This window comes from Streptomyces ardesiacus, assembly GCF_003112575.1.
Lineage (GTDB): Bacteria > Actinomycetota > Actinomycetes > Streptomycetales > Streptomycetaceae > Streptomyces > Streptomyces ardesiacus.
Genome location: NZ_BEWC01000002.1, coordinates 94,154 through 110,995, shown reverse-complemented (window position 1 = coordinate 110,995; position 16,842 = coordinate 94,154). Strand labels below are relative to the sequence as shown.

Annotated in this window: 16 protein-coding genes; 8 read left to right on the top strand and 8 right to left on the bottom strand. The window is 69.5% G+C overall.

Features of this window, described 5'->3' with window-relative positions:
- Positions 1-5 precede the first annotated feature (5 nt).
- Both Sdi02f_RS07410 and Sdi02f_RS07405 read left to right on the top strand, forming a co-directional pair.
- Complete coding sequence (locus Sdi02f_RS07410) at positions 6-1,034, top strand: hypothetical protein (RefSeq protein WP_438363739.1); 1,029 nt, start codon at positions 6-8, stop codon at positions 1,032-1,034.
- A gap of 20 nt (positions 1,035-1,054) precedes the next feature.
- Positions 1,055-1,360, top strand: a complete 306-nt coding sequence (locus tag Sdi02f_RS07405) for a DUF6317 family protein (RefSeq protein WP_030401696.1) — start codon at positions 1,055-1,057, stop codon at positions 1,358-1,360.
- A 4-nt stretch (positions 1,361-1,364) separates the two neighbouring features.
- Here Sdi02f_RS07405 and Sdi02f_RS07400 read toward each other — a convergent pair whose 3' ends face one another.
- Complete coding sequence (locus Sdi02f_RS07400; protein ID WP_108932975.1) at positions 1,365-1,961, bottom strand: hypothetical protein; 597 nt, start codon at positions 1,959-1,961, stop codon at positions 1,365-1,367.
- 105 nt (positions 1,962-2,066) lie between these two features.
- Between Sdi02f_RS07400 and Sdi02f_RS07395 the strand changes: the two genes are divergently transcribed.
- From Sdi02f_RS07395 to Sdi02f_RS07385, 3 genes are all read left to right on the top strand, one after another.
- Positions 2,067-3,416: an AAA family ATPase gene (locus Sdi02f_RS07395; RefSeq protein WP_108932974.1), complete on the top strand. Its 1,350-nt coding sequence runs from the start codon at positions 2,067-2,069 to the stop codon at positions 3,414-3,416.
- Positions 3,413-4,150 (top strand): hypothetical protein, encoded by a 738-nt coding sequence (locus Sdi02f_RS07390; protein ID WP_030401693.1) that lies wholly within the window; start codon positions 3,413-3,415, stop codon positions 4,148-4,150. The genes Sdi02f_RS07395 and Sdi02f_RS07390 overlap by 4 nt, the downstream gene beginning before the upstream one ends.
- 109 nt (positions 4,151-4,259) lie before the next feature.
- Positions 4,260-4,751: a hypothetical protein gene (locus Sdi02f_RS07385; protein WP_234328434.1), complete on the top strand. Its 492-nt coding sequence runs from the start codon at positions 4,260-4,262 to the stop codon at positions 4,749-4,751.
- A gap of 65 nt (positions 4,752-4,816) precedes the next feature.
- On the opposite strand, the gene Sdi02f_RS36325 is transcribed toward Sdi02f_RS07385, so the two are convergent.
- The 5 genes from Sdi02f_RS36325 to Sdi02f_RS07360 form a co-directional block, all read right to left on the bottom strand.
- Positions 4,817-5,161, bottom strand: coding sequence for a hypothetical protein (locus tag Sdi02f_RS36325; protein WP_245962162.1), 345 nt, complete (start codon positions 5,159-5,161; stop codon positions 4,817-4,819).
- A gap of 230 nt (positions 5,162-5,391) precedes the next feature.
- Positions 5,392-6,060 (bottom strand): hypothetical protein, encoded by a 669-nt coding sequence (locus Sdi02f_RS07375; RefSeq protein ID WP_030401690.1) that lies wholly within the window; start codon positions 6,058-6,060, stop codon positions 5,392-5,394.
- Positions 6,050-6,640 (bottom strand): hypothetical protein, encoded by a 591-nt coding sequence (locus Sdi02f_RS07370; RefSeq protein WP_030401689.1) that lies wholly within the window; start codon positions 6,638-6,640, stop codon positions 6,050-6,052. The genes Sdi02f_RS07375 and Sdi02f_RS07370 overlap by 11 nt, the downstream gene beginning before the upstream one ends.
- 22 nt (positions 6,641-6,662) lie before the next feature.
- Positions 6,663-7,904, bottom strand: coding sequence for a putative T7SS-secreted protein (locus tag Sdi02f_RS07365; RefSeq protein ID WP_030401688.1), 1,242 nt, complete (start codon positions 7,902-7,904; stop codon positions 6,663-6,665).
- Entirely contained in the window at positions 7,901-8,212 is a 312-nt protein-coding gene (locus Sdi02f_RS07360; RefSeq protein WP_030401687.1) for a DUF6317 family protein, read from the bottom strand. The genes Sdi02f_RS07365 and Sdi02f_RS07360 overlap by 4 nt, the downstream gene beginning before the upstream one ends.
- Before the next feature lie 144 nt (positions 8,213-8,356).
- On the opposite strand from Sdi02f_RS07360, the gene Sdi02f_RS07355 reads away from it, so the two are divergent.
- Complete coding sequence (locus Sdi02f_RS07355; RefSeq protein WP_053638125.1) at positions 8,357-9,037, top strand: hypothetical protein; 681 nt, start codon at positions 8,357-8,359, stop codon at positions 9,035-9,037.
- Between the two features lie 79 nt (positions 9,038-9,116).
- Here the strand turns inward: Sdi02f_RS07355 and Sdi02f_RS07350 are convergent, their stop codons facing one another.
- Positions 9,117-9,419: a WXG100 family type VII secretion target gene (locus Sdi02f_RS07350; RefSeq protein WP_030401685.1), complete on the bottom strand. Its 303-nt coding sequence runs from the start codon at positions 9,417-9,419 to the stop codon at positions 9,117-9,119.
- A 286-nt stretch (positions 9,420-9,705) separates the two neighbouring features.
- Here Sdi02f_RS07350 and Sdi02f_RS07345 point away from each other — a divergent pair, with 286 nt between their 5' ends.
- The gene (locus Sdi02f_RS07345; protein ID WP_108932972.1) at positions 9,706-14,280 is read left to right on the top strand and encodes an FtsK/SpoIIIE domain-containing protein; all 4,575 of its coding nucleotides are present in this window, start codon (positions 9,706-9,708) and stop codon (positions 14,278-14,280) included.
- 148 nt (positions 14,281-14,428) lie between these two features.
- Positions 14,429-14,944 carry a hypothetical protein gene (locus Sdi02f_RS07340; protein WP_031083430.1) on the top strand — a complete coding sequence of 172 codons (516 nt, stop codon included), beginning with the start codon at positions 14,429-14,431 and terminating at the stop codon, positions 14,942-14,944.
- Here Sdi02f_RS07340 and Sdi02f_RS07335 read toward each other — a convergent pair.
- Positions 14,937-16,793 (bottom strand): serine/threonine-protein kinase, encoded by a 1,857-nt coding sequence (locus Sdi02f_RS07335; protein ID WP_108933265.1) that lies wholly within the window; start codon positions 16,791-16,793, stop codon positions 14,937-14,939. The genes Sdi02f_RS07340 and Sdi02f_RS07335 overlap by 8 nt on opposite strands.
- Between the last annotated feature and the right edge of the window lie 49 nt (positions 16,794-16,842).

The window sequence follows — 16,842 nt, the reverse complement described above, 5'->3', positions numbered from 1 at the left end:
TGTTGTTGGCCTTGAGTATCTCCCTCGCGACTCCTGCCTACGCGGGAGAACAGCCGAGCAATACCGAGGGCTCCAGCACGGAGCAGTCGGGCGGCACCGACAAGACCGGCATCTACGCCGCCGCCCGCATCCAGTACTCCGGCTCCGTAGCCCCCGGCGGCGGGCGCGGCAACGTGAAGTCCGCGAACGTGAACTGGTCCCCGCCGCCCTGCTGGTACGCCCCCTACCTCGGTGCCGAGGACTTCAAGAAGAAGATGTCCGCCGAGATCAAGGAGGCGGCGAGCGCGCCCGGTATGACGGGGACGCCGGGTGCGGCGATCGCTCAGACGAAGTCCCATTACGAGGACGGATTCGGCTGGGAGGACCACCCCGGGTACGAGGACTACAACGTCGACAAGGACGGCGAGGGAATGTTCTGGGCCGGCGTCGCGAATCCCGACGAACCCGACTTCCTCAAGCGGAACTCCTGCACCGAACTCCCCTTCTGGGTCGACAACGGCGACGCCCCGCCACCCCAGTACGAGGAAGCCATCACCCCGGAGATACTCGCGGCCCTCGCCTACCAGCACATGGAACTCCCCGGCACCGAGGTCACCCTCGCCCCCGCCGCAGCCACCAAGGTGAACCTGCCGACCTGGGCCTGGCTCGACCAGGCCGACTTCCACGAGGTCCAGGCCACGGCGACCCTCAATGCCCCCGGCCTCAACCTGTCGGCGACGACCACGGCCAAGCCGGTGTCGCTCAAGCTGGAGCCGGGCACCCCGGACGCCGAGACCTACCCCGCTTCCGGCGAGTGCACGATCGACGGCGGCGCCGTCGGCGAGCCCTACGCCCAGGGCAAGGCCGACCGCACCCCGCCCTGTGGCATCAAGTACCTCCGCTCCTCGGGTGACGGCACCTTCAGCCTCAAGGCCACCATCACCTGGGACATCGCCTGGACCGGAACCGGCGGCGCGGGCGGCGACCTGCCCGACGGCACCTTCGAGAACGCGCAGGCCGTCACCGTCCAGGAGATCCAGTCGGTCAACCGCTGAACACCACACGGAGCAGACGCATGTCCTTCCTGAAATTCTTCTCCGACGAGGTCAAGGAGATGGCGAAAACCCTCGAGAACAGCGGCGGCCGCATGAAGGAGGCGTCGCAGGAAATGAAGCGGGCGGACTCCAGCCAGGTCGGCCACTCCGACTTGCAGTCAGCCTGCGACGACTTTGCCGATTCGTGGGACTACGGATTCGGGCAGTTGTCGAAGCTCACGAAGGGCGTCTCCAAGTTCGCCAACAAGGCGTCCGAAGAATTCCTCAAGATGGATCAGGCGCTCTACGACGAACTCAAGAAATCGGCGGCGCAGGCCAAGAAGTGAACGCTCACGTCCCGACCTGCGGCGGCCACTGCACGCCCGCGGCGGCCAGGCGGCCGAGATGTGTGCGTCTACGCTGTCGCGTCACACCGAGGCCGACGAGGTAGAAGACGAAGAAGACCACCCAGATTCCCACCGCGATGAGTACGTTCTTCACCGAGTACCCCGGGAAGATCAGGAAGATCGCCATGACGACCGGCAGGATGAGGATGTTGCTCAGGACTCGCGGGTTGTACCGGCCACTCGCCTCCACGACCATCTGTGAGTAGAGAAGCCCTACGTGGGGGCGCGCTTCCGGGACAGGTGTGAGACCGAGCCCCGGCCGCATGCCGGGGAGAGGGAACCCGCCATGAGCATCCCGCGGGGCCGCCTGGAGAGCGGCGGCCCGCTCACGGGCGTCCGGCATGCGGACGAACAGGAAGAAGGGATTGTTCAGGGCCGCGTTCCCAGGGGCGTGTCCGGAATAGCGATATCCGTAGCTCTCCGCCACGTACGCGAAGGCCGCGAACTTCTTCAGGCCGGGGACATGCGGCCTGACCACGAACTCGCCCGCCTCCTGCGCGACAGCCTTCATCAGCTCGTTGAGGAGATGCCGTTCGTCCATGACCGCCTCCTTCTCGGCTCGTACGTGGGGCGGCCCCATCGTGACATACGGGCGCCGCTGGTAACTTACCGGCTCAGCTAGCACAAAAGCACGGGGAGAAGTCCGATGAGTTCCGAAAAATACCCGAATCTGGGGTTCGATCCAGCACCGGGCGATCTCGAGGCCGTCCGGGATCTGGTGAAGGCGGTGGGCCGTGTCACCAGCGGCAGCGACACGGCCCAGACGGAGCTGAACAAGATGGGAACCGCGGACGGCATTTGGGCGGGCAAGGCCGCCACGGTGTTCCAGGACACCTACGCGCCCGTCCCCCCGTATCTGAAGAAGGCCCTGGGGTCCCTGGACGCGGCTCACCGGGCCCTCAGTAGCTGGGAAAGGCAACTGGACGGATTCCAGTCCAGGGCGAGGAAGCTGGAAGAAGAAGCTGCGGAGGCCGTGGGCAGGGTCAACTCAGCCCAGAGTGCGGTGGATTCGCTGCCCTCCTCCACCGCGGGTCTGTCGGACGAGGAAGAGAAGAAGCACGAGAAGGAGGCCAAGAAGAACAAGCAGTCCCTGGAGACCGCCACCGGTGAGCTGTCTGCGGTCCGCAGCCGCGCGTACTCGCTCCAGAGCGAGCACGGGCAGGCGGCGGCCGACGTGACGCGCCTGGTCAAGGGCGCCGCCGACGACGCGCCTCCAGAGCCGGGCTGGTTCGAGGAGGCTCTGGACGCGGTGGGCGATCTGCTCTCGGACGCCTGGGACACCATCACGGACCCGAACTTCTGGAAGCTGATCGGCGACATACTGGCGGACATCGCCATGGTCGTCGGCGTTCTCGCGATCTTCTTCTCCGGCCTGGGGGTGGCCGCGTTCGTCATCGCGGGGCTCGCGCTCGCCTTCCACCTGGCCGCCAAGGCCGGCGGGGCCGACGTGACGTGGGAGACCATCGCTTGGGACGCCGTCGGCGTGTTCGCCGGTGGTCTCAGCCTGGCCGGAGCACGGCTCGCTCAGTCCGGCCGCGCCCTCGTCACCGCCGGGCGCGAACTGCGGCTGTCTTCCGGCTTCATGAAGGCCCTCGGCAACGTGCGGTTCGGCAACATCCTCAACGGCCTGCGCGGGCTTCCCAGCGGCGTCGCCAACTCCGCGCGAGGTCTGGGCATGGCCGGCAAGGGATGGTCCTTCGTCGCCGCCGGTACCGCTGTCGACAAGGCTGCGACGTGGACCGGTGCCGCGCTGGGCATCGGCTCCAACATGCACAACGGCACCTGGGACCAGGGCCGGTGGACGGACGGCGAGTTCAAGATCGGCGACATTCCGGTCGTCGGTCCGTTCATGGACTATTTCGGCGCCACCGACGACGGCAAGGTCATGGCACCCGGGCCGGCGTCCCCCACCTTCGACGCGCAGAGCGCCCTGAGCTCATCGGGCGTTGCCTTCACCAAGCACCTCGATCCCTCGCAGGTGGGTGTGGCCGCATGAGCACCCTGTCCCACAGCCCGACCGGTGACATCGAACGCAGCACGACCGCTCCCTTTCACTACGCCTTCCACCACGACGTCCCGGACGAGTTCGTCCGGCTCCCGGAGCCCACGGAGTCCGACGGCTGGCGCGAGGCCATGGCGGAACTGCTGCCGGGGGCGGACGCGGAGGCACGGGACGCTGCCAGCGAGGGACTGCGCCGCCAGCTGCCGCTGTTGAGCGCCCGGGAGAACGTGCTCCTCACCGCCATGTGCGTCGGCACGGAGGAGGTGGACGGCGGGGAGCGCCTGTCCATGGGCCTGCTCGCGGTCACCGTCCGCCCCAGCGGGCACAGCCCCGCCCAACGTCTGTTCACCGCCGAGGGCATCTATCAGGCAACGGCAAAGAAGTTCTTCTCCGACGTCGCCGAGGACCGTCTGGAAGAGATCAGCTTCCCGCTCGGAGAAGGTTTGCAGGGCCCGCAGGACATGCTGCTCGCCACGAAACTTCCGTGTGGTCCGGGGGTGATGTCGACGTCCCTGCGCACGCTCCGACTGCCGGACATCGAGGCCGGGATCGCCGTACCGCCCCTTCCGATGGCAGCCCTGCAACTGATCGTCCCGGCGCCGCACAGCTACTGCGTCTACGTCACCATCTCCACTCCGTCCGTCTTCCTGCTCGACTCCTACAGCGCCCGCCTGGCCCACATCGGCCGCACGCTCCGGTTCGGCGAGCCGCCCGAGGACACCGAATGAGCAAACGACCACCCCGATGCCCCCGCCCCGCCCTCCGAGACTCGCATCCGGGACAGCAATGGTGCCGTAACCACAGCTGACAGCGTTGTTGAGGGACAGCTCGCAGGCCTTGGAACGGCACGACGCCCGCAATCTCCAACGGTCTTGGCGCAGATTCTCCGCCTTCGCCTACGTCGCCGAGCAGTACGGATACCGGTACGACGGGCTGTCCCCGCTCTCCCCCAAGGGCAGCCCGAACCCGTACTTCGCCTTCCGCCGGCTGCCGGACGCGCCGCATCGAGCGGCATGGAGCGCCCAGCACTACGCCACCGCACCGGAAGGCGGCCGACTGCCCGAGACGCAGCGCGACGTCGACCTCCTGCACGCCCGCATCATGGTCGACTACAGCCTCACCCACCGGCGCCGCGGACTGACCGCCCTGCTGGTCCTCCTGGTCGCCATGCTCATCCCCCTGTCCCAGATCGGCTTCAGCGGGCCGTCACCGCTGGTGTGCGGCGCCGTCTGGCTGTTCTTCGCCGGACTGTGGCTGACGGGCCTCTCCCTCGCACGACGCCGGTACGCGAAGTACAGCCGCCTGCTCCGGGACTCCGGCGTCGACTGACCGCCGGTCCCTCACTTGACTGGAGCCGCGGAAGCCGGGCGAGCCAGGCAGAGCAGGAGGCGCGATCACTTGACCCACCGCAGGGAGCCCGCGACCGCATTGCACAACTGCTCCATCGGGCCGGACATCCCCGTCAGGGGGGCCGAGAAGCTGAGGATCAGATAGCCCGTTCCGCCAGGCATGCCGACATGAAAGTCAAGCTTCGTGCTGCCGGCCACCCGCACGGCCGGCCCTGCGGCGAGTGCGACCAACGACACCTCCCTTCGGTCCCGCCCCTCTCCTTCGCGCAGTCCCAGCCACGCCGCATACTTCTCCGGATCGGCCCGCATCCCGCGCATGGGCATCGACGAGACGAGGAGGGAGGCGGGCATACTCCCGTTCTCCGCGGTTGTCAGGAGGAAGAACTCCATGGCACCTCGCGCCCGACCGGCTTCCGCGGTATTGCGCAGGGCGGCCCACACGCTCCGGGTCAGCTCCGCGGAGACCTGCCTGCCCCGGGCCTGCCGATCCACGAACGTCTTGAGCTGGGTGCGCCATCGATCCCGTGTGAGGTCGATCCGGAACCACTCACGGGGGACGAGGAGTCTGTAGTCCCTCGGGCTGCATTCCGTAGGTCCGGCGTCCGTGTCCGGCATTCCCTTCACCCGGGCATCACCAGGGGTGCCCCCTGGTCGTCGAATAGGCGGACGCTCTTGGTGACACCGGCGAACATGGCGGAGAAGACGTCCCACCCCTCCACGGTCGGTGTGCCCATCTCCAGCACCACAACGGTTCCGTTGACCAGTGGAATGTGGACCTGCAGGAACGAGGTCCAGATCGGCTCGGGGCGTCCCGTTTGCGTCAGGCTGCCGTCGACCTCTGCGGATCGGTTGCCGACGCAGAGCACGGCCGGTCCACAGGGCAAGGCCACTTCCTCGATCTGGCCCAGTTCCAAGTGCCGCAGCGTGGACGCTATGAAACCGGCGGGATTGCTGCCGGCCCTGTCATCCAGATCCATGATGCTGACGTTCACGGTGGCCGTACATCGAACTCCGTCGACCTCCGTCGTGACGAAGCCCGCGTACTGCACACCCGCATCGATGAAGTCGTCGTAGCTCGCGGCGCACATGGCAGCCCATTGGCGATGCACTTCCTCGTCTGCGCCCGGGAGCGCTCGTCTCGCCAACTCGACTATTCGTTCGGCTAGTTCGTCCAGGTCCTCCGCCTCGAAAGGCAATTCCAGGAAGCCCTCGGGCATGATCCAGCGAACTTCCACTCCGCCGGCTCCAGTGATGCTGCGCCGGTCTTCTTCGACGGCGTCAGTACTCATCTCCACCCCGGCTCTCGGACGGTACCGCAGTGTCTGCTTCCGGGCGGAACCTCGCCGCGAAGGGGTAGGGTCCGTAATGCGGGTAGTGCGGGGGTATCTCGGCTCCCCGTCGTCGCGCGATGTGGGCGATCTCGCGGTACTTTCGCGCCCTCGCCCGCAGGTTCTGTCGCACCGGATCGCCCCAGAGGGCCATGGCGCTGCGCACAAAGAAGAAGAACTGGGTGCCCACGACGGCCGCCGCGACCGCCAGATAGGCAGTGCGGTGTACAGCCGTCTCCCAATACTGTGCCACGCCGCCCCAGTACAGGATGGCGCCCAGGCCCACAAACGCCAGGGGGACGCCTTGCGCGAACCCCGCCTTGAACATGTCCTCCTCGTCTTCGTGGCGCCGCCGCAGAAGCGCGAGCACGGCGTGGTCGTCCAAGAAGTCGAAACGAAGCTCGTCCCGGGCCTTGTCGGCCGCCTGCCTGGCCTCCGGTACGGCGGCGATCACCGATCCGCCGACCAGGGTGACGACGTCACTGCCCCTGCGACCTATGAACTGCCACTCCCCCAGGTCCCGATTCTCACCCGTATCCATATGGCTCCCTACCGTTCACTCACTATGCGGCCAACGCCGCCTTGAACGCCTTCGGCGAAACGCTCGGTGCGGGACCTGGCGACGGCGATGGCGTGGGTCCGACCGGTGCTGGCCCGTGGTAGCCCGTCCTCTCGCCGTTCTCACCACTGAGCATCCTGTTCAATGCGCTCGCGAGTCCGGTTCCCTTGATCACGGCTGTGATCTTCCTGCCGTCCAACAGCTCACTTCGGGCGGTCCTGCCGAGTACCTTGTTGACCAGCGACACCGCAACTCCGTTCAGGAAGTTGTGCCCAATACCATCGACCGCGGCCAACCCCTTGAAGGACCCCCAGGTCTTCAGTTTCCCGAACGCCTTGAGTTTCGCCAGCCCCTTGAGGCCGGTGAGGGCCCGGAATCCCTTCAGAGCCCCCAGGCCGGGCAGCACGCCGAGTGCATCAGCCCCCAGCTTGAGCCAGTCGACCTTTCCCCCGCGCACGCTCATGTCGTACGCGTGCCCTGCAAGAGCAGCGGCACTGGTCAGTACGGCGAGCGCGGCGAAGATGGGAACCAGGAACTGCAGGGGCGGAACAAAGGCACATATCACTGCGAGAACCGACAGCACGGCCGAGATGTTCGACAGCATGTCCGCCCAGTCCGCAAGGAAGTTCATGAATCCGCCAGGATCTCGAACGGAATCATGATGCACGATGTTCTTGATATGACGAGCAGCCTTGTCACCCGCGTCGTCATAGATGTCCCGTGCGTCTTTCACTGCCTTGCGTGCGCTTCCGATGTCATGCAGGGCATCGGCTCGTTTCTTCACCCACCGGTCATATTCTTCCTTCTCCGCCGCGGGTATGTCGCCGAGGGGATGCTTCTCTGTGATCTTCTTGACTTCTCGGTCGGCCAGGTCGTGCTCCCCCTTGGCCGCGCGATAGTCGCTCAGCGCCTTGTCCGCCTTCCGCTGAGCGCGCCGCATTTCACTCGCGAACTTGTCAGAACTGCCCTCACTCACCTCCTCGCCGACGGCTTTGGCGGCCTCGTCATAGCGCTCGAAAGACTTTTTCAGCTTGTCCGCGGTGCCTCCGGCCAGTTCATGGAACCCCTTGCCGGCTTCACTGTCCCATCCCTCCACGGAGGCCAGGGCGTCGATGACGCGGGACTGCTCATCGATCATCTCGGCCATCTTGCGCAACTTGCGACCGAGTTCAGCCACTTCCTCCGGGTCGCCGGGCGTCGGGTCGTCGTGCCACAGCGGGGGCCAGTCGGCGTCGGTCCTGCTCACTTCTTCCCCTTGCTCTTGGCCTTGGCTTCCCTGATGGCCTTCGCCAGTTCCTGGTCTATCTGGTCGTACGCCTTCGCGGCGGTGGCCGTGAACTCGGCCAGCGACTCGAGTTCCTTCATGAGCTTCTTCCGCGTCTTCTTCCAGGTGTCGCCGAATTCCTCGAAGGCGTTCTTCAGCCCGCCATGACCAACCGCATGACCGTATTCCGCCGCGGGGTTGCCGTTACGCTCGAACTCACCATGAATCTTACCCAAATCCCGCGAACACTTCTTGATCGTGGCAAGGTCTGCCTTGATATGGTCCCCCATGACCTCTCCCTCTCTGTGGTGATATCGGCGAAATGCCCCAAGTAGGGGTGCGGTCTTACTGCTCACACTGCTCGTGACAACTGGGAGCCGATACGCTCTCGTGAAAGTGGGTCCGTCCCGCGTAGAGCTTAAGGAGACCGCGTCGTGACATCCAGGAGCGAGCAGCGCGTGATCGCGGACCGCCTCGGTGTTCACGCCGAGGCCTGCGAGTGGTGCACGATCGACAGAATCCCGCAACCGCCGACGGACGTGCTCGAGGCCGCGGAGAACCCCCGGCTCCGGCCCGGAAGGCTACGGCCGTTGGGCATGGTCGGGGCGGCCCTGGCCGTGTTGTTCACGCCCCTCGTCTTGCTGTTGACCCTCCTGTCCAATGCGGAGGAAGCGCTCAAGCGGGCACTCGCCACCAAGGAGGAGAAGGAGCGACTGCGCGTCAAGGACGACGATGACAGACGCCGCGACGCCATCACCGCCGAACGTGGACTCGACCAGGTCTTCGACGGGAACTGGCACGGCGCAGCGGGTCAGTTCCTGCTGCGTTGGTACGGGAACTCCACCCACCACCAACGACTGGTCGTCGCGACCGAGGACGGCATCGTCCTCGCGGCTCCGCCTCAGCGTGTCACCACGGGCAGGGAGAAGCGGATGGAAATCGTCGCTCGTCTCCCGGCGGCCGAAGCCAAGCTGGTGGACCCCTTCAACGGCGAGTTCGACACACGCATGGTACTGATCCGCTACCGGGACGGCTCCTGGCTGCGCCTCGACACGGAGGAGCCTCGCAGCAGCCTCCACACCTATCTGCTCCGCCAGCCCCTGGCCGACAACTGACGCCCCCGCCGACGCCGCTCCGTCCTGACGGATGCCCGGCGCAGGGGCTTGTGCCGGCGCGCCGGGCATCGAGGAGGCGCTACTTGCTCCGCGCCTGCTTCGCCAGCTCGTCGTCGATCTGCTCGAACTTGTCGGCGGCCGTGGTGAGGTAGTCGCCCATGCCGTCGAGGCCGTCGAGGGTGTCCTTGGCACCGCGGGTGAACTCGTCGAAGTTGTCGTCGAAGGCCTTGGAGGAGGACTTCGTGACGTAGCCCGACTCAACCAGGTTCGCGATGTACTTGCGGAGGCCGTCGAGCTTCTCCTGGAGCTTTTCCTTCTCCTTCACGACATGCTTGGCGGCATCCCGCATGTCCTGATATGTGATGTCAAGGTCTTTGGGCATGAAGCCGCTTCCTCTCACAATGCCGCAGGGCCAACCCCCGTGGCTCCTCGTTTGCGGACCGAACCGGCGCACCGGTCGGGCCGGTCGCACGTGGCGACCGGTGTGATCGTCCGCTCTTGAGGCAGCAGCTTACGGGGGAGGCCATTGGTGTCGCAGCCCTGCGTTGCCAACGGGAACGACCGGTCACCGCCCTGTTGCCCGACCGCGACACCCAGCGGATATCGTCGCCTGAACTGTGAACCGTGGTGTGGAAGCGGCCGCAGTGGCTCGCCCGGGGAGGACAAGCGTGCGACTGACCCTGACCGTCGTCGATCCGTACGGCGGTGGCACCGCCGACGTCGTGCTCGACGCCGATCCCGAGTCCACCGTCGGGGACATCGCCGCGGAGCTGGCCAAGCAGGTCGGGGTCGCCGGGGCGCAGGTCATTCCGATCGGGCACCAGGGCCAGGCGGGGGCCGGTGGTGCGCCGCTGGTCTACGTCGACGGGTACGCCGTCGATCCGTCCGCCACGGTCATCGGGTCGCCGTTGCGCGAGGGAGCTGTCGTCAGTCTGCAGGATCCCTCCGGATGTCTGCCCGGGGAGCCCAGCGGGCTCGTGGAGTTGCGGGTCGTCGGCGGTCCGGGAGCGGGGGTCGTGCACCGACTCGGCGTCGGGAAGTACGACATCGGCAGCGGTCCGGCCGCCTACGTCCGCATCGAGGACCCGGAAGTCGACGCCCGTGCCCTCACCCTCTCCGTCGCCACGGACGGCACCTGCAAGGTCGCCGTGCACTCCGACAAGGAGGGCGTCACCCTCGACGGAGAGTCCGTCAAGGACCGGGACGAGGACGACTGGCCGTTCGGAGGGCAGATAGCGGTCGGCAACTCGCTGGTCGAGCTGGTCCGGTACGCGCCGCCCAACGCCGCGCTCAAGTGGTCCGAGGACGGGGTGGGACTGGACTACAACCGGCCGCCCCGGCTGCGTCCGCCCGAGCGGCAGACCAGCTTCCGCCTGCCCTCGCGGCCCCGTGACTACGAGGCACGGCCGCTGCCCTGGCTGATGGCGCTGACACCACTCGTGGGCGCCGTGGTCGCCGTGCTGGTGTTCCAGCGCTGGTACTACCTGATCATGGCCGGGCTCAGCCCGATCCTGCTGTTCGCCAACTACTTCAACGACAAGAAGCACGGGCGCAAGTCCCACGCCAAGCAGGTCAAGGAGTACGAGGAGCAGAAGGCGCGGATCGAGAAGGACGCGCAGGACGCACTGGTCGCCGAGCGGGACGACCGGCGGCAGGCCATTCCCGACCCGGCGGTCGTGCTGTCCATCGCGACCGGGCCGCGGACCCGGCTGTGGGAACGCCGGCGGACCGACCGCGACCACCTGCTGCTGCGGGTGGGGACCGGCCGGCTGCTGTCCGAAGTCGTGCTCGACGACCCCGAACAGGACGACCACCGGCGACAGGTCACCTGGAAGATCGAGGACGCGCCCGTCGCACTGTCCCTGCGCGGCCTCGGGGTCGTCGGCATGGCTGGCCCCGGGGACTCGGCGCGCTCGCTGGGGCGGTGGGCCGTCGCGCAGACCGCCGCGCTGCACAGCCCGATGGACGTGCAGTTCTACGTGCTGAGCGAGAACTCCGCGCAGCGTGAATGGGACTGGGTGCGGTGGCTGCCACATGCGCGGCCCTCCGGGGGCCAGGACGTCAACGTCCTGATCGGCACCGACGCCGAGACGGTCGGCGCCCGCATCGGCGAGCTGACGCAGATCCTCGACGCCCGCAAGAAGGCCGCCGAGCAGAAGGGCGGCGGCGCCCAGGGGTCCAGTTTCACCGACCCGGACATCGTGGTGGTGTGGGACGGCTCGCGCAGGCTGCGGTCGTTGCCCGGCGTCGTACGACTGTTGCGGGAAGGTCCCGCCGTGTCGATCTTCGCGGTCTGTCTCGACGCCGAGGAGCGCTTCCTGCCGGGCGAGTGCCAGGCGTTCGTCGTCGCCGAGCCCAAGGCCGAGGAGCGCGGACAGCAACGGGACGAGCAGGCGCGTCCCGCGCACCAGGCCGCAGGGGGCTTTCCGTCCTTCCAGGCGTGGCACACCAACGCCCCGGCCGAGCCCGAGCAGCGGGCCCGCGCCGAGAAGCTGCGGCTGCGGGTCGAGGAGGCAGGAGTCGAGCGGATCACCGACGTGCGCCCCGACTTCGTCACGCCCGCCTGGTGCCTGCGGCTGGCGCGTTCGCTGTCCGCGCTGCGCGACATCAGCGGCGAGACCGAGGACTCCGCACTGCCCGGCGCCAGCCGGCTGCTCGACGTGCTCCAGCTGGAGCCGCCGACGGCCGACGCGATCATCGCGCGGTGGCGGATGGGCGGCCAGTCGACGATGGCCGTGATCGGTGAGTCATACGACGGGCCGTTCGGCATCGACATGCGCAAGGACGGTCCGCACGGGCTCATCGCCGGTACGACCGGTTCCGGCAAGTCCGAGCTGCTGCAGACCATCGTGGCGGCCCTCGCCGTCGCGAACACGCCGGAGAACATGACCTTCGTCCTCGTCGACTACAAGGGCGGCTCCGCGTTCAAGGACTGCGTGAAGCTGCCACACACCGTCGGCATGGTGACCGACCTCGACGCGCACCTGGTCGAGCGCGCCCTGGAGTCGCTGGGGGCCGAGCTGAAGCGGCGCGAGCACATCCTCGCCGCCGCCGACGCCAAGGACATCGAGGACTACCAGGATCTGGTGAGGAGAGATCCCTCGCACGCTCCGGTGCCCCGACTGCTCATCGTCATCGACGAGTTCGCCTCCATGGTGCGGGACCTGCCCGACTTCGTGACCGGGCTCGTCAACATCGCCCAGCGAGGGCGTTCCCTCGGCATCCACCTGCTGCTCGCCACGCAGCGGCCCAGCGGCGTCGTCTCCCCCGAGATCCGCGCCAACACCAACCTCCGCATCGCTCTGCGCGTGACCGACGGCGGCGAGTCGTCCGACGTCATCGACTCGCCCGAGGCCGGGCACATCTCCAAGAACACCCCGGGCCGTGCCTACGTGCGCCTCGGCCACTCCTCCCTCGTCCCCTTCCAGTCGGGGCGCGTCGGCGGACGTCGGCCCGGCGCCGCCGACCCCGCCGCGCTCGCGCCCTGGGTCGGACCGCTGAGCTGGGAGGACCTGGGCCGGGCGGCGCTGACCAAGCCCAAGACCGAGTCCCGCGAGGATGACGAGATCACCGACCTCAAGGTGCTGGTCGACGCGGTGCGGGACGCCAACCGGGCGATGGGCATCCCCGCCCAGCACAGCCCCTGGCTGCCGGCCCTGGACGAGACGCTGCTGCTGGACGAGATCGAGGTCCCGGCCCTCGTGGGCGCCGCCCCGGGCAAGCTCCCGCCCGCGCCGTACGGTATCGAGGACCTGCCCGCCGACCAGGCCCGCCGCCCGGTCGTCGTCGACTTCTCGAGCTTCGGCCACCTGATGATCGGCGGCGCCCCGCGCAGCGGCCGTTCCCAGGTGCTGCGCACCATCGCGGGTTCGCTGGCCCGCACCCACTCCACCGCCGACGTCCACCTGTACGGCATCGACTGCGGCAACGGCGCGCTGAACGCGCTGACCCGGCTGCCGCACTGCGGTGCGGTCGTGGGCCGCAACCAGACGGAACGGGTCGTGCGGCTCGTCAACCGGCTCAAGGGCGAACTGTCGCGCCGTCAGGACCTGCTGGCCGACGCCGGATTCGCGGACATCGGCGAGCAACGGGCCTCGGTGACGGAGGAGGAGCGGCTGCCGCACATCGTCGTGCTCCTGGACCGGTGGGAGGGCTGGGTGCCCACCCTCGGCGAGGTCGACCACGGGTCGCTGACCGACGAGTTGCAGACGATGATGCGCGAGGGCGCCAGCGTCGGCATCCACCTGATCCTCACCGGTGACCGCACGCTGCTCGTGGGCCGCATCGCGACCCTTACCGAGGACAAGTACGGCCTGCGGCTGGCCGACCGCAGCGACTTCGCCTCGCTCGGCATCCCGTCCCGCAAGGTGCCCGAGGAGATCCCGCCGGGCCGCGCCTTCCGCAACGAGGCCGGCACGGAGACGCAGTTCGCGCTGCTCTCCGAGGACACCACCGGCCAGGGCCAGGCCGCCGCGATCTCCGCGATCGGCGAGGCCGCCACGGCACGCGACGCCGGCGTGCCCCGGGCCCGGCGCCCGTTCCGCGTCGACAGCCTGCCCAGCCGGATCTCCTTCCCGGAGGCCTGGGAGATGCGCGACCCGGAGGCGTCCCGCTCCAAGCTGTGGGCGCTGATCGGCATCGGCGGCGACGAGATCGTCGGCTTCGGGCCCGACCTCGCCGACGGCGTGCCGTCCTTCGTCATCGCGGGACCGGCCAAGTCGGGCCGCTCCACGGTGCTGATGAACGTCGCCCAGTCCCTCCTCGCCCAGGGCACCCGCCTGGTCGTGGCGGCGCCGCGCCAGTCGCCGGTGCGTCAACTGGACGGCGCGGAGGGCGTACTGAAGGTCTTCACCGGTGACGACATCGACGAGGACGAATTCGAGGAGCTGATCGACGGGGCGAGCCCGGAGGAGCCCATCGCCGTGCTCGTCGACGACGGCGAGATCCTCGAGGACTGCGACGCGGAGAGCCAGATGAAGAAGATCGTCTCCCGGGGCGCCGAACGCGGCCTCGCCCTCGTCATCGCCGGTGACGAGGAGGACGTGTGCAGCGGCTTCTCCGGCTGGCAGGTCGACGCCAAGAAGGCCCGCCGCGGCATCCTGCTCTCCCCGCAGGAGTCCTCCAGCGGGGACCTCATCGGCCTGCGCATCTCGCGCCAGATGGTCGGCGGCCAGGTCACACCGGGCAAGGGCATGCTGCACCTCGGCGACGGGGAACTGCGCACGGTCGTGGTGCCGGGCTGAGCCGGTGCGCGGCGGACCGGCACGGCCGACGGGCGGTGGCTCGGCACGGCCGAAGCGGCGGCGGGCGGCAAGACCGGCCCTGCGCTACGAGCACCGGCGGGACGGGCGGTCGTCCGTCCCGCCGTCCGCGTCCCCGCGTGGGGGTGTGGTGGGCGTGCTGTCCGGCTGCCTGCTGGTCGTCGGTTCGGTCGCCGCGTTCCTGGCCCTCATCTCTCCGCTCGTCTTCATCGACATGCGGTGGGGCCACCGGGTGTGGGGCGGCCTGGCCCCCGCCTGGCCCGGCGGCGGGTACGCGTTCGGCGCGACCCTCGGGGTCCTGCTGCCCTTGACCGCCGCCGCGCTCGTGGCGCCGCTGACCCGGATGAAATGGCGCAGGAGCAGGCTCCGTTCGCTCGCCTGGGCCCTCGCCGCACTGCCCGGCCTCGCGGCCGGCTGGCTGGTCCTCGGCGTCATCGGCGCATCCTGGCGGCCCAGGGAACGCCGGGACTGGGACGGCGACTGCTACCGCGAGGGCGGCGCCTGCTGGGTGCACGAGCGGTTCCCCTACCTCGGGACCGTCGGGCTGGCGGCCACCGTGCTCGTGTCGGCCGTCCTGATCGCCCTGCTCGTGCGCCATCTCGTGCGCGGACAGTCCGCGCCACCCGCTCCCGGCCCCGCTACTTGATCTTCGACAGCCGTGCCTGCGGCCGCCCCGACTCCTCGCTCTGCGACGCGTAGTCGAGGTCGTCGCCGACCGGGGTGAACGTGACCGTCGTGGGGGCGGGGTTGCAGCCGTCGTGGTTGTCCTCCGCGCCGACGGACCCGGCGACGATCTGCTTCTCCGTCACCTTCTTGAGGGTGATGACGTCGACGCAGACACCGCCCAGCGCGTCGGTCTGGCGGAGTCTGCCCAGCTCCTCGCCGACGTCCGCCTGCTCGATGGTGATGCGGAAGGTGCCCAGCGGCAGCTTGCCGCCCAGCGCGGCGGCCTGGCCCTCCCAGGTGCCGACGTAGCGCCCGGGCAGGAGGCCGGCGGTGGCGGCGGGCGGTCCGGGGGAGCGGTCGGCGCCGCCCGCGTCGTTCGCGTCGCTTCCCGAGCCCGGCAGCAGGTCGCGGAGGAACACCGATCCGACCGTCACCGCCGCCAGCGCGCCCGCCACCGCCAAGGCCACCGTGCAGCTCAGCCGTCGGCCCCGGCCTCCGGTGCCCCGCGTCGAGGTGGCCGCGACGGAGAGCGCGAGCCGGCCCGGAGGGCGCGCCGGACCCGGACCGGACCCGGACCCGGACCCGGCATCCGCGCCGTACCCCGGGTCCGCACCGGACCCCGGGCCACGCGGCCCGGGCACCGGCGAGGGCGAGGGCGAGGACGAAGGCGAGGACGAAGGCGAAGGCGAAGGCGACGGGGCCGAGGCGGCCACGGGCGAGGCGGGCCAGTGCGAGGGCGGGAGCGGAGGCGGGGGCGGGGGTGACGACGACGGCGGAGGCATCGCCGGCGGGGGCCCGAAGGCACCGGCGGCCACGGGCTCCGCGCCGCCGTCCGCCGTGACCGAGGGGCGGCTGAAGCCGACCGGTCCCGACGCCTCCCCCGCCCGCGCCCCCGGTTCCGGCTCCGCCGCCTCCAGGTTGAGGAGCTGTACGGCGCTGCGGCTGACCCGCTCCACGAGCGCCCCCGGCAGCCAGCCGCCGCTCACCAGGCGGGCCGCGCCCTCGGGGGCCAGGTGCCGGGCGACCTCACCGGGGGCGGGGCGGGCGGCCGGGTCCTTCGCCAGGCAGGAGGCGACCAGCTCGCGCAGCGGCCCGTCCAGGTCGTCGAGCCGGGGCTCCTCGTGGACGACCTTGTACAGCAGCGCGGCAGAGGAGTCCCCGGGGAAGGGCGACAGCCCGGTCGCCGCGTAGGCCAGTACGGCGCCCAGCGAGAAGACGTCCGCCGCCCCCGTGACGCCCGTGCCGAGGATCTGCTCGGGCGACATGTAGCCGGGCGAGCCGATCGACACGCCGGTCGAGGTCAGGGAGGCGGTGCCGCCCCCGGACTCCGTCCGGGAGGTGCCGTCGACGGCGCGGGCGATGCCGAAGTCGATCAGGAGGGGCCCGTCGAGGGTGAGGAGGACGTTGGAGGGCTTGACGTCGCGGTGGACCAGGCCCAGCTCGTGCACCGCCGCCAGCGCCTCGCCGAGGCCCGCGCCGAGCGCCCGTACCGAGTGGGCGGGCAGCGGGCCGCCGTCCCCGACGGCCGTCGTGAGGGAGGGACCGGCCGCGTACGCCGTGGCGACCCACGGCACGCGCGCCTCGGGGTCCGCGTCCAGGACGGGCGCGGTCCAGGCGCCGCCCACCCGGCGCGCGGCGTCCACCTCGCGCCGGAACCGGGCCCGGAACTCCTCGTCCAGCGCGAAGTGCGGGTGCACGATCTTCACCGCGACGGTGCGGCCCCCGGCGCTGCGGCCCAGGTAGACCCGGCCCATGCCGCCGGAGCCCAGGCGGCCGAGCAGCCGGTAGGGCCCCACGGCGGTGGGTTCGTCGCTGTCGAGCGGCCGCATGGCGTCCACCCCTCCCCCGTACGCCGGTACCTGCCAGCAGGGTAGTGGG

Excerpts from the sequence above, each read along its gene's own strand:
- Sdi02f_RS07350 (WP_030401685.1), bottom strand. The coding sequence starts at position 9,419 with ATGCCCAAAGACCTTGACATCACATATCAGGACATGCGGGATGCCGCC.
- Sdi02f_RS07360 (WP_030401687.1), bottom strand. The coding sequence starts at position 8,212 with ATGGGGGACCATATCAAGGCAGACCTTGCCACGATCAAGAAGTGTTCG.
- Sdi02f_RS07405 (WP_030401696.1), top strand. The coding sequence starts at position 1,055 with ATGTCCTTCCTGAAATTCTTCTCCGACGAGGTCAAGGAGATGGCGAAA.
- Sdi02f_RS07375 (WP_030401690.1), bottom strand. The coding sequence starts at position 6,060 with ATGAGTACTGACGCCGTCGAAGAAGACCGGCGCAGCATCACTGGAGCC.
- Sdi02f_RS07400 (WP_108932975.1), bottom strand. The coding sequence starts at position 1,961 with ATGGACGAACGGCATCTCCTCAACGAGCTGATGAAGGCTGTCGCGCAG.
- Sdi02f_RS07395 (WP_108932974.1), top strand. The coding sequence starts at position 2,067 with ATGAGTTCCGAAAAATACCCGAATCTGGGGTTCGATCCAGCACCGGGC.
- Sdi02f_RS07335 (WP_108933265.1), bottom strand. The coding sequence starts at position 16,793 with ATGCGGCCGCTCGACAGCGACGAACCCACCGCCGTGGGGCCCTACCGG.
- Sdi02f_RS07370 (WP_030401689.1), bottom strand. The coding sequence starts at position 6,640 with ATGGATACGGGTGAGAATCGGGACCTGGGGGAGTGGCAGTTCATAGGT.
- Sdi02f_RS36325 (WP_245962162.1), bottom strand. The coding sequence starts at position 5,161 with ATGGAGTTCTTCCTCCTGACAACCGCGGAGAACGGGAGTATGCCCGCC.
- Sdi02f_RS07390 (WP_030401693.1), top strand. The coding sequence starts at position 3,413 with ATGAGCACCCTGTCCCACAGCCCGACCGGTGACATCGAACGCAGCACG.